Consider the following 11,909-nt stretch of genomic DNA (forward strand, 5'->3'; position numbering starts at 1 on the left):
CTGTGGAGTAGCATGGCCCCATGCCCTGTATGGAGTGTCGGCCCATGTCCTTTGCGGTAATTCAAATGGTCAGCCAGAGTGACGTGCTGGCCAACCTCGCCCAGGCTCGCCGCCTGCTGGAGCAGGCGGCGGCAGGTGGCGCGAAACTCGCGGTGCTGCCAGAGAACTTCGCGGCCATGGGGCGCCGCGACGTGGCCGACATTGGCCGCGCCGAGGCGTTGGGGCAAGGCCCTGTGCTGCCCTGGTTGAAACAGGCCGCCCGCGACCTCACCTTATGGATAGTCGCCGGCACATTGCCGCTGCCGCCCAAGGACCAGCCCCACGCCAAACCCAATGCTTGCTCGCTGCTGATCAATGATCAGGGTGAAATCGTCGCTCGCTACGACAAACTCCATCTGTTTGATGTGGACGTGGCGGATGCTCGCGGTCGTTATCGCGAATCTGACGACTATGCTTTCGGTAACCATGTGGTGGTGGCGGATACGCCGGTGGGCCGTGTGGGGTTGACGGTGTGTTACGACCTGCGTTTCCCCGAACTGTACAGCGAGTTGCGTGCGGCGGGGGCTGAACTGATTACCGCGCCCTCGGCCTTCACGGCGGTGACCGGGGCTGCACACTGGGATGTGCTGATTCGCGCACGAGCCATCGAAACCCAGTGCTACCTGCTGGCAGCCGCCCAGGGCGGTGTGCACCCAGGCCCACGGGAAACTTTTGGCCACGCGGCGATTGTCGACCCTTGGGGCCGAGTGCTGGCGCAACAGGATCAAGGCGAAGCGGTGTTACTGGCCGAACGCGACAGCAGTGAACAGGCGTCGATACGGACGCGCATGCCGGTGGCCAATCACCGGCGCTTTTTTTCGCAGGGCGCGCAGCGGCCTGCTTCAGAACGATGAATTTAAGGCCAAACCTATGAGCGAGTTGTTGTCCTCAGTCAGTGATCACCTCCTGGCACCCGGTGGCGTGACCATCGAAAGCCTGCAAACCGTGCTCGGCGATCTGGCCGGGCCGGGTATCGACGCGGCTGACCTGTATTTCCAGGGGCAGATTTCCGAGTCCTGGGCGTTGGAAGATGGGATCGTCAAGGAAGGCAGTTTCAACCTTGACCAGGGCGTAGGCGTTCGCGCGCAATCGGGTGAGAAGACCGGCTTTGCCTACAGCAATGCGATCACCCTGGAGGCCTTGGGCCTGGCGGCGCGTGCTGCCCGTTCGATTTCCCGTGCCGGCCAGAATGGCACGGTGCAGGCTTTCAGTACCCAGGACGTGGCGCAGTTGTATGCGCCGGATAACCCATTGGAAGTGATCAGCCGTGCGGAAAAGGTCGAGCTGCTCAAGCGTATCGACGCTGCTACCCGTGCCTTGGACCCGCGTATCCAGCAAGTGACCGTGAGCATGGCTGGCGTGTGGGAGCGCATCCTCGTGGCGTCCACCGACGGTGGGCTGGCGGCGGATGTACGGCCGCTGGTGCGTTTCAATGTGAGTGTGATCGTCGAACAGAACGGGCGGCGCGAACGCGGTGGTCATGGCGGCGGCGGGCGCACCGACTACCGTTATTTCCTTGCTGACGACCGTGCCATGGGCTATGCCCGTGAGGCGCTGCGCCAGGCATTGGTCAACCTGGAAGCGATACCGGCGCCGGCCGGTACCTTGCCGGTGGTGCTGGGTTCGGGTTGGTCTGGCGTATTGCTCCACGAAGCCGTGGGCCATGGCCTGGAAGGCGATTTCAACCGCAAGGGCAGTTCCGCCTACAGCGGGCGCATGGGCGAAATGGTTGCGTCCAAGCTGTGCACCATTGTCGATGACGGCACCCTGGCCGGCCGCCGTGGTTCGCTGAGTGTCGATGACGAAGGCACGCCGACCGAATGCACCACCCTGATCGAGAACGGCGTGCTCAAGGGTTACATGCAAGACAAGCTCAACGCCCGTCTGATGGGCGTGGCACGCACCGGTAATGGCCGTCGTGAATCCTATGCGCATCTGCCAATGCCGCGCATGACCAACACCTACATGCTCGGTGGCCAAAGCGATCCGGCGGAAATCATTGCCTCGGTCAAACGCGGTATCTACTGCGCCAACCTCGGCGGCGGCCAGGTGGATATCACCAGCGGCAAGTTCGTGTTCTCCACCAGCGAGGCGTACCTGATCGAAGACGGCAAGATTACCGCGCCGGTCAAAGGGGCGACGCTGATTGGTAACGGGCCGGAAGCCATGAGCAAGGTGTCGATGGTCGGTAACGACCTGTCGCTGGACAGCGGCGTGGGCACGTGCGGCAAGGATGGGCAGTCGGTACCGGTAGGTGTCGGCCAGCCAACGTTGAAAATTGATGCGATCACCGTGGGTGGCACGGGATCGTAGGAACCGGAGCTTCGGGTGGCGAAGACCGCCACCCGGGGAAGAGGATCAGCGCAGGCCGCGTTGAGTCTCGTCCAGCTCACGGATGTACTTGAAGATTTTACGGCTGGTGGCCGGCGCCTTGTTATGCGCCAGTTCATGCTGGGCCTGACGGATCAGGGAGCGCAATTGCTGGCGGTCCGCGTCCGGGTAGTCCAGTACGAATTTCTCCAGCACCGCGTCATCGCCCGAGATCAGGCGGTCACGCCACCGTTCCAGGTTGTGGAAGCGTTCGTTGTACTGGCGAGTGGAGGCATCGGTTTGATCGAGCAAAGTCAGAATGGCGTCAATGTCTTGGTCGCGCATCAGTTTGCCGATAAACGAGATGTGCCGTTTACGCGCGATATTCGCGGTGTGCTTGGGCGCATCGGCCAGGGCCCGACGCATTTCGTCGGTCAGTGGCAGTTTGGCAACCAAATCCTTTTTGAGCGTTGTAAGGCGCTCGCCAAGGTCAACCAGAGCATGCAGCTCACGTTTGACCTGGGTTTTGCTTTTCTCCCCATCGAGGGAGTCGTCGTAAGAATCAACCATGGTGGCAGTCCGCAAAGAAACGCCGCCATGATAACCAGTCGGGGGCCGCTTGTCCGGCCCGGTCGCTCGATGGCCTTAACCGAAAGCAGAATTTGAGTGGAGAAAACCATGAGTGCAGCCCAAAGCGTCGGTCCACAAGCGTTACCGGCACTGCAGGAACAAGTCGAGCAGATCCTTGCCGAGGCCAAGCGCCAGGGGGCCAGCGCCTGTGAAGTGGCGGTGTCGCTGGAGCAAGGGTTGTCGACTTCGGTGCGCCAGCGGGAAGTGGAAACGGTTGAATTCAATCGCGACCAAGGGTTTGGCATTACCTTGTATGCGGGCCAGCGCAAAGGCTCGGCCAGCACTTCCGCCAGTGGCCCTGAGGCGATTCGCGAGACCGTCGCCGCAGCACTGGCGATTGCCAAGCACACGTCCGAGGATGAAAGCTCAGGCCTGGCTGACAAGGCGCTGATGGCCAAGGATGTGCAGGATTTCGACCTGTTCCATGCCTGGAATATCACTCCTGAGCAAGCCATCGAGCTGGCGCTGACCTGCGAAGCGGCAGCCTTCGATGCCGATGCCCGCATCAAGAATGCGGACGGCACCACCTTGAGCACCCATCAGGGTTGCCGCGTCTACGGCAACAGCCATGGCTTTATCGGTGGTTATGCCTCCACGCGTCACAGCCTCAGTTGCGTGATGATTGCCGAAGCCAACGGGCAGATGCAGCGTGATTACTGGTATGACGTCAACCGCCAAGGCGAGTTGTTGGCAGACCCTGCAAGCATTGGCCAGCGTGCGGCGCAACGGGCTGCGAGCCGCCTGGGTGCACGTCCGGTGCCCACATGCGAAGTGCCTGTGCTGTTTTCCGCAGAGCTGGCCGGTGGTTTATTTGGCAGCTTCCTGGGCGCGATTTCCGGTGGCAACCTGTATCGCAAGTCTTCGTTCCTGGAAGGCGCCATCGGCCAGAAGTTGTTCCCAGAGTGGCTGACCATTGACGAGCGCCCGCATCTGATGCGCGCGATGGGCAGTTCGTCGTTCGACGGCGATGGCCTGGCGACCTATGCTAAACCGTTTGTCGAGCAGGGTGAGCTGGTGTCCTATGTGCTGGGCACTTATGCCGGTCGCAAGTTGGGCCTGCCAAGCACCGCTAACGCGGGCGGCGTGCATAACCTGTTCGTGACCCACGGTGATGAAGACCAGGCAGCGTTGTTGCGGCGGATGGGGCGTGGGTTGCTGGTGACTGAACTGATGGGCCATGGCCTGAACATGGTTACTGGTGACTACTCGCGTGGTGCGGCGGGCTTCTGGGTGGAGAATGGCGAGATTCAGTTTGCCGTCCAGGAAGTGACCATCGCCGGCAATATGCGCGATATGTTCAAGCAGATCGTCGCCGTGGGGAACGACCTGGAGCTACGCAGCAATATCCGCACAGGTTCGGTGCTTATCGAACGCATGACGGTCGCTGGCAGCTAATCCCTCCCGCACGTCCTGAAAGGCGCGCCATCGCAAAGATGGCGCGCCTTTTTTATTGCGCCTCTTTTGGCAGGATTAATGGGCTGCTCTTGTTTTGATTCTCAATATCATTTAATAATAAATATCATTACCGAATGAGTGTGGCTCATGAGTTCTGTCCTGCATGAGGATCCCTATCTGGAAAGCTGGCGTTGGATGAGCCGCCAGATTCGCTGTGGCCTGGATCCCAATGAACCCCGCCTGATTGAGCATTACCTGAACGAAGGTCGGTACCTGGCGTGTTGCACCGCAACCCATCCGTGGACGATCGCTGAAACCTCATTTCGTTTGTTGATCGACACCGCCGCTGATGTCGCCTTGCCCTGGCATTGGCGCTCCCTGTGCCTGGACCAGGCCTGGCGGCCACTGCGCGACCTGGAAAAACTCTCCCACTGTGCCTGCCGCCTCAAGCGCTGGCAGACCTTTGCCTGGCAATTGGCGAGCTGCGAATTACTGCCTTCGATTTCCGTTTCTGACTTGGTGCAAGGATCTAATGATGAGTAACACCCGTATCGAACGCGACAGCATGGGCGAACTGCATGTGCCGCAAGAAGCTTTGTATGGCGCACAAACACAGCGTGCGGTGAACAACTTTCCGATCAGTCATCAACCCATGCCGGCGCAATTCATCCGCGCGCTGATCCTGGCCAAGACAGCCGCGGCCAAGGTCAACGTCGACCTCAAGCAAATCAGCGAAGGGCAGGGCAGGGCCATTGTCGATGCTGCCCAAGGCTTGCTGGAAGGTGACTACATGCAGCACTTCCCGGTGGATATCTTCCAGACCGGCTCCGGCACCAGCTCCAACATGAACGCCAACGAAGTGATCGCGACCCTTGCCAGCCGTTTGCTCGGCGAGGCGGTCAACCCCAATGACCACGTCAATTGTGGTCAGAGCAGTAACGACATCATCCCAACCACCATCCACGTCAGTGCCGCGTTGGTGCTGCACGAGCAAACGCTGCCGGCCCTGCTGCATCTGGTGCAAGTCATCGAGCAAAAAGCCGAGGCGGTTCATCCGTTCATCAAGACCGGCCGCACGCATTTGATGGACGCCATGCCGGTGCGCATGAGCCAGGTGCTGAACGGCTGGGCGCAGCAGCTCAAGGCCAATATCGGTCACTTGCAGGACCTGCTACCGGCGCTGCAAGCATTGGCTCAGGGCGGCACGGCGGTCGGTACCGGGATCAACGCACACCCCGAGTTTGCCGGGCGCTTCAGCCAGCAGATGAGCCTTTTGACCGGGGTGAAGTTCGCGCCCGGCAAGAACCTGTTTGCGCTGATTGGCTCCCAGGACACCGCCGTTGCAGTCTCTGGCCAGTTGAAAACCACAGCGGTGTCGCTGATGAAGATCGCCAATGACCTGCGCTGGATGAACTCCGGGCCATTGGCCGGCCTGGGTGAAATCGAGCTGGAGGCGCTGCAGCCGGGTTCGTCGATCATGCCGGGCAAGGTCAACCCGGTCATTCCGGAAGCGACCGCCATGGTGGCCGCCCAGGTTATCGGCAATGACACAGCGATTACGGTGGCCGGTCAATCGGGGAATTTCGAGCTGAATGTGATGCTGCCGATCATTGCCCAAAACCTGCTCAGCAGCCTGGAATTGCTGGCCAATGCCAGCCGGTTGCTGGCGGACAAGGCCATTGCCAGCTTCAAGGTCAATGAGCCCAAGCTCAAGGAAGCACTGTCGCGCAATCCAATCCTGGTCACCGCACTTAACCCGATCATCGGCTACCAGAAAGCCGCTGAAATCGCCAAGAAGGCGTATCAGCAAGGCCGCCCGGTGATCGATGTCGCCCTCGAACACACCGACCTGCCTCGCAGCCAACTGGAAGTCCTGCTGGACCCGGAAAAGCTTACCGCCGGCGGCGTTTAATCAACGACCCTGCTTTGGAGGCTCACCATGGAGCACTGGAAACGCACGATCGAACGGGCCAATCGCTGCTTTATGGCAGGTGAGCTGGTTGACGCTCGCGAGGCCTATCTGCAAGCCCTGGCCCTGGCCCAAGTGTTGTTCGAACGCTGGGCGGATGCTGACGAAGCAGTGGCGGCTTGCGTCATTTCCCATCACAACCTGGCGGACCTGCACTTGCGCCTGAACCAGCCAGAGGAAAGCGCGGAATACCTCTGCGCTATCCATCAGCGCCTTTTACAGACCATGCAGGACCCACGCCTCAGCCCGTCATTGCGCGAGGCCGCGCTGCGCCAGAGCAGCAAGACCTACGTCGAGCTGCTGAATTTCATCAGCGATCACGGCGAATACCCACGCACTCATCGGCTGCTGGGCAGCGCTGCGACGCACACGTCTACGCCTCAATATGGAGCACATTGATATGACCTATACCTTGCCGGCCTTGCCTTACGCCTACGACGCCCTCGAGCCGCATATCGACGCGCAAACCATGGAAATTCACTACACCAAACACCACCAGACCTACATCAATAACCTCAATGCCGCGGTCGAGGGGACCGAGTTCGCCGGCTGGCCGGTGGAGAAGCTGGTGTCCAGCGTTCAAACATTGCCGGAGAAATTACGCGCTGCCGTGGTCAACCAAGGAGGCGGGCATGCAAACCACTCATTGTTCTGGGCGGTCATGTCACCGACAGGGGGCGGCAAACCCGAGGGCGCGCTGGGCAAGGCCATCGACGAACAACTTGGCGGCTTCGACAGCTTCAAGGACGCGTTTACCAAGGCGGCGTTGACGCGTTTTGGCAGCGGCTGGGCCTGGTTGAGCGTTACGCCACAGAAAACGCTGGTGGTGGAAAGTAGTGGCAATCAGGACAGCCCTCTGATGAACGGTAATACGCCGGTCCTGGGCCTGGATGTCTGGGAGCATGCTTACTACCTGCAATATCAAAACCGACGACCGGAGTACATCAATGCGTTCTACAGCGTCATCAACTGGCCGGAGGTTGCCGCGCGCTATCAGGCTGCTCTGGCCTGACATTCACTCCATAACAAGATCTAAGGCCGACTATGGGCACGCAAACACTGGCGATCGGTAGCCTACGAATGTTTCGTTATGCGTTTGGCTCGCTGCTGCTATTGGCAGGTACTGCGTTACTGGTGGCCCATGGGCTGGCCTGGCTGAACCTGGAACCGCGCATCCTGCGTGCTTTGCAGGGCGGAGCGATCTGCGCGCTCGGCACGGCGCTGGGCGCGGTGCCGGTGTTGGTGATTCGGCGGATGCCGATGGCACTGAGCGATACCCTGCTGGGCTTCGGGGCGGGTGTAATGCTGGCGGCGACCGCTTTTTCCCTGGTGGTGCCGGGTATCGCCGCCGCTGAAAGCCTGGGGCTTTCACCCTGGGGCGCCGGTGGCCTGATCAGCTTCGGCATCATGCTCGGGGCGTTCGCCCTGTACCTAGTGGACCGTAAAGTCTCCGGCGCCAGCCCGGAAATGCTGGTGGGTACACCGGATAAACCGGTTATCCCGCCGCGCATTTGGTTATTCGTGTTTGCCATCATTGCGCACAACATCCCGGAAGGCATGGCGGTGGGTGTTTCTGCGGGCGGGGGCATGGCGGATGCCGACAGTCTCGCCATGGGCATTGCCCTGCAGGATGTCCCTGAAGGGCTGGTGATCGCACTGGTATTGGCTGGGGCCGGAATGTCGCGGATCAAAGCCTTTTTGATTGGCGCTGCATCAGGCCTGGTTGAACCGGTATTTGCGGTGCTCTGTGCATGGCTGGTGAGCCTTGCCGAAGTGTTGTTGCCGCTGGGTTTGGCGCTGGCCGCCGGGGCAATGTTGCTGGTAGTGACTCATGAAGTCATCCCCGAGTCGCGCCGCAATGGCCATGAAAAGCTCGCCAGCCTTGGGTTGTGCGTCGGGTTTTGTCTGATGATGGTGATGGATACGGCGTTGGGCTGAGGGTGGCTTTATCTATGTAGGAGCGAGCTTGCTCGCGAAAAACCTGAGAGCACTGCGTTAAACCAGGATGCCCGCGTTATCGTTGACGTTATTCGCGAGCAAGCTCGCTCCTACAGTAGGGGTTATTCGCCTTCGTCGAAGTAGTTATTGATCAGTGCGACCAGTGCGTCCATAGCCTCCTGCTCTTGCTCGCCTTCGGTCTTCAGGTGAATTTTGGTGCCTTTGCCGGCCGCCAACATCATCATCGCCATGATGCTCTTGCCATCGACCATGGAATCCGGCGTGCGCCCTGCACGGATCTGGCAGGGGAACTGCCCGGCCACTCCAACGAATTTAGCCGACGCCCGGGCGTGCAGGCCCAGCTTGTTGATGATTTCAATTTCCCGAGCCGGCATCGCAGTGGTGTTCCTTTCAGCTAAGGTCGCGGTGGCGAACCTGGACGTTCTTGAGGGTTTGTTGCAGCACCTGGCCCAGTCGTTCAGTCAGATAGACCGAGCGGTGGTGGCCGCCAGTGCAGCCAATGGCAATGGTGACATAGGCCCGATTGCTTGCGGCAAAGCGCGGCAACCATTTGAGCAGGTAGCTGGAGATGTCCTGGAACATCTCTTCCACATCCGGTTGTGCGGCCAGGTAGTCGACCACAGGCTGATCCAGCCCGGACTGATCGCGTAACTCCGGCTTCCAGTAAGGGTTGGGCAGGCAGCGCACGTCGAACACCAGGTCGGCATCTACCGGCATGCCGCGCTTGAAGCCAAATGACTCGACCAGAAACGCCGTCCCCGGCTCAGGCTGGTTCAGCAGGCGCAGCTTGATCGCGTCGCGCAGCTGATACAGGTTGAGATGGGTGGTGTTGATCTTCAGGTCGGCCAGGTCAATGATCGGCCCCAGCAGTTTGGTCTCGTCCTCGATGGCTTCGGCCAGGGAGCGGTTGGCGCTGCTGAGTGGGTGACGTCGACGGGTTTCGGAGAAGCGCTTGAGCAGGGTTTCTTCGTCGGCATCCAGATACAGCACATCGCAATGAATGTGCTTGGCGCGCACTTCTTCCAGCAATTCCGGGAACCGCGAGAGGTGGCTGGGCAGGTTGCGGGCATCGATCGACACGGCGACCAGCGGTTGCGCCAGTTCGGTGTGGATAAGGGCGCGCTCCGCCAACTCCGGCAGCAGGCCGGCGGGCAGGTTGTCGATGCAATAGAAGCCGTTGTCCTCAAGCACATTGAGGGCGGTGCTCTTACCCGAGCCGGAGCGACCGCTGACGATGATCAAACGCATGATTACTGCCCGTTTTGTTCATCCAGGACAACTTGGTACAACGCTTCATTGCTGGAGGCGCTGCGCAGTTTGTCGCGTACATCCTTGCGGTCAAGCATGCTGGCGATCTGCCGGAGCAGTTCCAAGTGCGCATCGGTGGCGGCTTCCGGGACCAGTAGTACGAACAGCAGGTCGACCGGGGCGCCGTCGATGGCGTCGAAATCAATGGGGTGATCCAGATGCATCAAGGCGCTCACTGGTGTTTCACAGCCTTTGAGGCGACAGTGAGGAATCGCGATGCCGTTGCCAAAACCGGTGGAGCCGAGTTTTTCACGGGCAATCAACGCTTCGAAGACATCCTGCATCTCCAGAGCCGGCACTTGATGTGCGATCAGGTTGGCAATCTGTTCGAGGGCTTTTTTCTTGCTGCCGCCCGGCACGTTCACGAGGGAACGGCCGGGGGTCAGGATGGTTTCAAGTCGGATCATGGGGGGAGAGTTAACGACCTGTACCTTGCATCAGGTGCAGATTCTTTTCCTTATGCTTTATGAGTTGGCGGTCGAGTTTGTCGTAGAGAGAGTCAATTGCCGCGTACATGTCTTCATGTTCCGCATTGGCGACGAGCTTGGCATTCGGTACGTGCAGGGTGGCCTCGATTTTCTGCTTGAGCTTATCGACCTCCATGATGACCTGCACGTTGGTTATCTTGTCAAAATGCCCCGCAAGCTTGTTCAGTTTGCTCTCGGTGTACTCACGCAGGGGCTTGGTGACTTCCAGCTGGTGTCCACTGATGTTGACTTGCATACAGCTTCTCCTTCGTTGCCAGTGCATAAAGTGGCAGGCGAAAAGCGCCTGCCACTGGAACGCTATGCCCCGCCCGTCACATCAACCGCTTACGCTCGCTGGAAGGCGCGATCCCTAGGGACTCGCGGTACTTGGCGACGGTTCGACGGGCGACCTGAATGCCTTGTGCCTCCAGTAAACCAGCGATCTTGCTGTCACTCAACGGCTTTTTCTGATTTTCCGCGGCAACCAGTTTTTTGATGATCGCGCGGATCGCCGTGGACGAGCATTCGCCGCCTTCGGAGGTGCTGACGTGGCTGGAAAAAAAGTATTTCAGCTCATAAATACCCCGTGGGGTATGCATGAATTTTTGCGTGGTCACCCGTGAAATCGTCGACTCGTGCATGCCGACCGCCTCGGCGATGTCATGCAGCACCAGCGGTTTCATGGCTTCGTCACCATATTCCAGAAAGCCGCGCTGATGCTCGACGATCTGGGTTGCGACTTTCATCAGGGTTTCGTTGCGGCTTTGCAGGCTCTTGATGAACCACCGCGCTTCCTGCAACTGGTTGCGCATGAAGGTGTTGTCGGCGCTGGTATCAGCGCGGCGCACAAAACCTGCGTATTGCGGGTTGACCCGCAGGCGCGGTACCGACTCCTGGTTCAGCTCCACCAGCCAGCGTTCGTTGTCCTTGCGCACAATGACGTCGGGCACCACATATTCGGCTTCGCTGGACTCGATCTGCGAGCCTGGACGCGGGTTGAGGCTTTGCACCAGCTCGATGACCTGGCGCAAGTCATCTTCCTTGAGCTTCATGCGGCGCATCAGTTGGCTGTAGTCGCGACTGCCCAACAGGTCGATGTAGTCACTGACCAGGCGTTGCGCTTCGGTGAGCCATGGCGTCTTGGCCGGCAGTTGGCGCAGTTGCAGTAACAGGCACTCGCTGAGGGTGCGTGCGCCGATGCCTGCGGGCTCGAATTGCTGGATGCGGTGCAGGACGGCTTCGATTTCGTCCAGTTCGATATCCAGTTCCGGGTCGAAGGCCTCGAGGATTTCGTCGAGGGTTTCGTCCAGGTAGCCCTGGTTATTGATGCAATCGATCAGGGTGACCGCGATCAGGCGATCGGTGTCGGACATCGGCGCCAGGTTCAGTTGCCACAGCAAGTGGCTCTGCAGGCTCTCGCCCGCCGACGTGCGGGTAGTGAAATCCCACTCGTCATCATCGCTGCTTGGCAGGCTGCTGGCGCTGGTCTGGTAGACATCTTCCCAGGCGGTGTCCACGGGAAGCTCATTGGGAATGCGTTCGTTCCAGTCGCCTTCCTCCAGGTTGTCCACCGTCGGGGCGGTTTCCTGATAGGAGGGTTCCTGCACGTCGGAATTGGGTTTTTGCTCGATGTTATCGGCCAGAGGATCTGCGTTATCGAAGTCGTCGCCTTCTTCCTGGCGTTCGAGCATCGGATTGGACTCCAGGGCCTCCTGGATTTCCTGTTGCAGGTCCAGGGTCGACAATTGGAGCAGGCGGATGGCCTGTTGCAGCTGCGGTGTCATCGTCAGCTGCTGGCCCATTCTCAGGACTAGCGATGGTTTCATGGCAGG

Annotated in this window: 14 protein-coding genes; 8 read left to right on the forward strand and 6 right to left on the reverse strand. The window is 59.8% G+C overall.

The genetic code is table 11. The annotated features are described in order from the left end of the window. Positions 1–44: 44 nt before the first annotated feature. Complete coding sequence (locus tag BUE92_RS12770; protein ID WP_073524051.1) at positions 45–893, forward strand: carbon-nitrogen hydrolase family protein; 849 nt, start codon at positions 45–47, stop codon at positions 891–893. Between the two features lie 16 nt (positions 894–909). Continuing rightward, positions 910–2,352 (forward strand): metalloprotease TldD, encoded by a 1,443-nt coding sequence (tldD, locus tag BUE92_RS12775; protein ID WP_003188566.1) that lies wholly within the window; start codon positions 910–912, stop codon positions 2,350–2,352. A gap of 45 nt (positions 2,353–2,397) precedes the next feature. Here tldD and yjgA read toward each other — a convergent pair whose 3' ends face one another. Beyond that, entirely contained in the window at positions 2,398–2,919 is a 522-nt protein-coding gene (gene yjgA / locus BUE92_RS12780) for a ribosome biogenesis factor YjgA (RefSeq protein ID WP_003188568.1), read from the reverse strand. 108 nt (positions 2,920–3,027) lie between these two features. On the opposite strand from yjgA, the gene pmbA reads away from it, so the two are divergent. The 6 genes from pmbA (at position 3,028) to BUE92_RS12810 (ending at position 8,281) form a co-directional block, all read left to right on the forward strand. After that, on the forward strand, positions 3,028–4,374 hold the full coding sequence (gene pmbA, locus BUE92_RS12785; RefSeq protein WP_073524052.1) for a metalloprotease PmbA: 1,347 nt from the start codon (positions 3,028–3,030) through the stop codon (positions 4,372–4,374). A 147-nt stretch (positions 4,375–4,521) separates the two neighbouring features. Then, the gene (locus BUE92_RS12790; protein WP_003188570.1) at positions 4,522–4,917 is read left to right on the forward strand and encodes a hypothetical protein; all 396 of its coding nucleotides are present in this window, start codon (positions 4,522–4,524) and stop codon (positions 4,915–4,917) included. Then, positions 4,910–6,286, forward strand: a complete 1,377-nt coding sequence (locus BUE92_RS12795; RefSeq protein WP_073524053.1) for a class II fumarate hydratase — start codon at positions 4,910–4,912, stop codon at positions 6,284–6,286. Before BUE92_RS12790 ends, BUE92_RS12795 begins: the two co-directional genes overlap by 8 nt. 27 nt (positions 6,287–6,313) lie before the next feature. Beyond that, complete coding sequence (locus BUE92_RS12800; RefSeq protein WP_073524054.1) at positions 6,314–6,742, forward strand: hypothetical protein; 429 nt, start codon at positions 6,314–6,316, stop codon at positions 6,740–6,742. A 1-nt stretch (position 6,743) separates the two neighbouring features. Further along, the gene (locus BUE92_RS12805; RefSeq protein WP_073524055.1) at positions 6,744–7,355 is read left to right on the forward strand and encodes a superoxide dismutase; all 612 of its coding nucleotides are present in this window, start codon (positions 6,744–6,746) and stop codon (positions 7,353–7,355) included. A gap of 32 nt (positions 7,356–7,387) precedes the next feature. Beyond that, positions 7,388–8,281, forward strand: coding sequence for a ZIP family metal transporter (locus BUE92_RS12810; protein WP_073524056.1), 894 nt, complete (start codon positions 7,388–7,390; stop codon positions 8,279–8,281). 122 nt (positions 8,282–8,403) lie between these two features. On the opposite strand, the gene BUE92_RS12815 is transcribed toward BUE92_RS12810, so the two are convergent. The 5 genes from BUE92_RS12815 to BUE92_RS12835 form a co-directional block, all read right to left on the reverse strand. Further along, positions 8,404–8,676, reverse strand: coding sequence for an HPr family phosphocarrier protein (locus BUE92_RS12815; RefSeq protein ID WP_065951617.1), 273 nt, complete (start codon positions 8,674–8,676; stop codon positions 8,404–8,406). A 16-nt stretch (positions 8,677–8,692) separates the two neighbouring features. Beyond that, positions 8,693–9,550, reverse strand: a complete 858-nt coding sequence (gene rapZ / locus BUE92_RS12820; protein WP_073524057.1) for an RNase adapter RapZ — start codon at positions 9,548–9,550, stop codon at positions 8,693–8,695. A gap of 2 nt (positions 9,551–9,552) precedes the next feature. After that, entirely contained in the window at positions 9,553–10,017 is a 465-nt protein-coding gene (gene ptsN, locus BUE92_RS12825; protein WP_073524059.1) for a PTS IIA-like nitrogen regulatory protein PtsN, read from the reverse strand. A gap of 10 nt (positions 10,018–10,027) precedes the next feature. Continuing rightward, positions 10,028–10,333 carry a ribosome hibernation-promoting factor, HPF/YfiA family gene (gene hpf / locus BUE92_RS12830; protein ID WP_003171804.1) on the reverse strand — a complete coding sequence of 102 codons (306 nt, stop codon included), beginning with the start codon at positions 10,331–10,333 and terminating at the stop codon, positions 10,028–10,030. Positions 10,334–10,409: 76 nt separating this feature from the next. Then, positions 10,410–11,903: an RNA polymerase factor sigma-54 gene (locus tag BUE92_RS12835; protein WP_034126312.1), complete on the reverse strand. Its 1,494-nt coding sequence runs from the start codon at positions 11,901–11,903 to the stop codon at positions 10,410–10,412. Positions 11,904–11,909 lie beyond the last annotated feature (6 nt).

Origin of the sequence: Pseudomonas fluorescens, assembly GCF_001902145.1 — a bacterium.
GTDB lineage: Bacteria > Pseudomonadota > Gammaproteobacteria > Pseudomonadales > Pseudomonadaceae > Aquipseudomonas > Aquipseudomonas fluorescens_BV.

What these genes read in the sequence shown, in the direction of transcription:
- BUE92_RS12770 (WP_073524051.1), top strand. Translation starts at nt 45, where the DNA reads ATGTCCTTTGCGGTAATTCAAATGGTCAGCCAGAGTGACGTGCTGGCC.
- tldD (WP_003188566.1), top strand. Translation starts at nt 910, where the DNA reads ATGAGCGAGTTGTTGTCCTCAGTCAGTGATCACCTCCTGGCACCCGGT.
- yjgA (WP_003188568.1), bottom strand. Translation starts at nt 2,919, where the DNA reads ATGGTTGATTCTTACGACGACTCCCTCGATGGGGAGAAAAGCAAAACC.
- pmbA (WP_073524052.1), top strand. Translation starts at nt 3,028, where the DNA reads ATGAGTGCAGCCCAAAGCGTCGGTCCACAAGCGTTACCGGCACTGCAG.
- BUE92_RS12790 (WP_003188570.1), top strand. Translation starts at nt 4,522, where the DNA reads ATGAGTTCTGTCCTGCATGAGGATCCCTATCTGGAAAGCTGGCGTTGG.
- BUE92_RS12795 (WP_073524053.1), top strand. Translation starts at nt 4,910, where the DNA reads ATGAGTAACACCCGTATCGAACGCGACAGCATGGGCGAACTGCATGTG.
- BUE92_RS12800 (WP_073524054.1), top strand. Translation starts at nt 6,314, where the DNA reads ATGGAGCACTGGAAACGCACGATCGAACGGGCCAATCGCTGCTTTATG.
- BUE92_RS12805 (WP_073524055.1), top strand. Translation starts at nt 6,744, where the DNA reads ATGACCTATACCTTGCCGGCCTTGCCTTACGCCTACGACGCCCTCGAG.
- BUE92_RS12810 (WP_073524056.1), top strand. Translation starts at nt 7,388, where the DNA reads ATGGGCACGCAAACACTGGCGATCGGTAGCCTACGAATGTTTCGTTAT.
- BUE92_RS12815 (WP_065951617.1), bottom strand. Translation starts at nt 8,676, where the DNA reads ATGCCGGCTCGGGAAATTGAAATCATCAACAAGCTGGGCCTGCACGCC.
- rapZ (WP_073524057.1), bottom strand. Translation starts at nt 9,550, where the DNA reads ATGCGTTTGATCATCGTCAGCGGTCGCTCCGGCTCGGGTAAGAGCACC.
- ptsN (WP_073524059.1), bottom strand. Translation starts at nt 10,017, where the DNA reads ATGATCCGACTTGAAACCATCCTGACCCCCGGCCGTTCCCTCGTGAAC.
- hpf (WP_003171804.1), bottom strand. Translation starts at nt 10,333, where the DNA reads ATGCAAGTCAACATCAGTGGACACCAGCTGGAAGTCACCAAGCCCCTG.
- BUE92_RS12835 (WP_034126312.1), bottom strand. Translation starts at nt 11,903, where the DNA reads ATGAAACCATCGCTAGTCCTGAGAATGGGCCAGCAGCTGACGATGACA.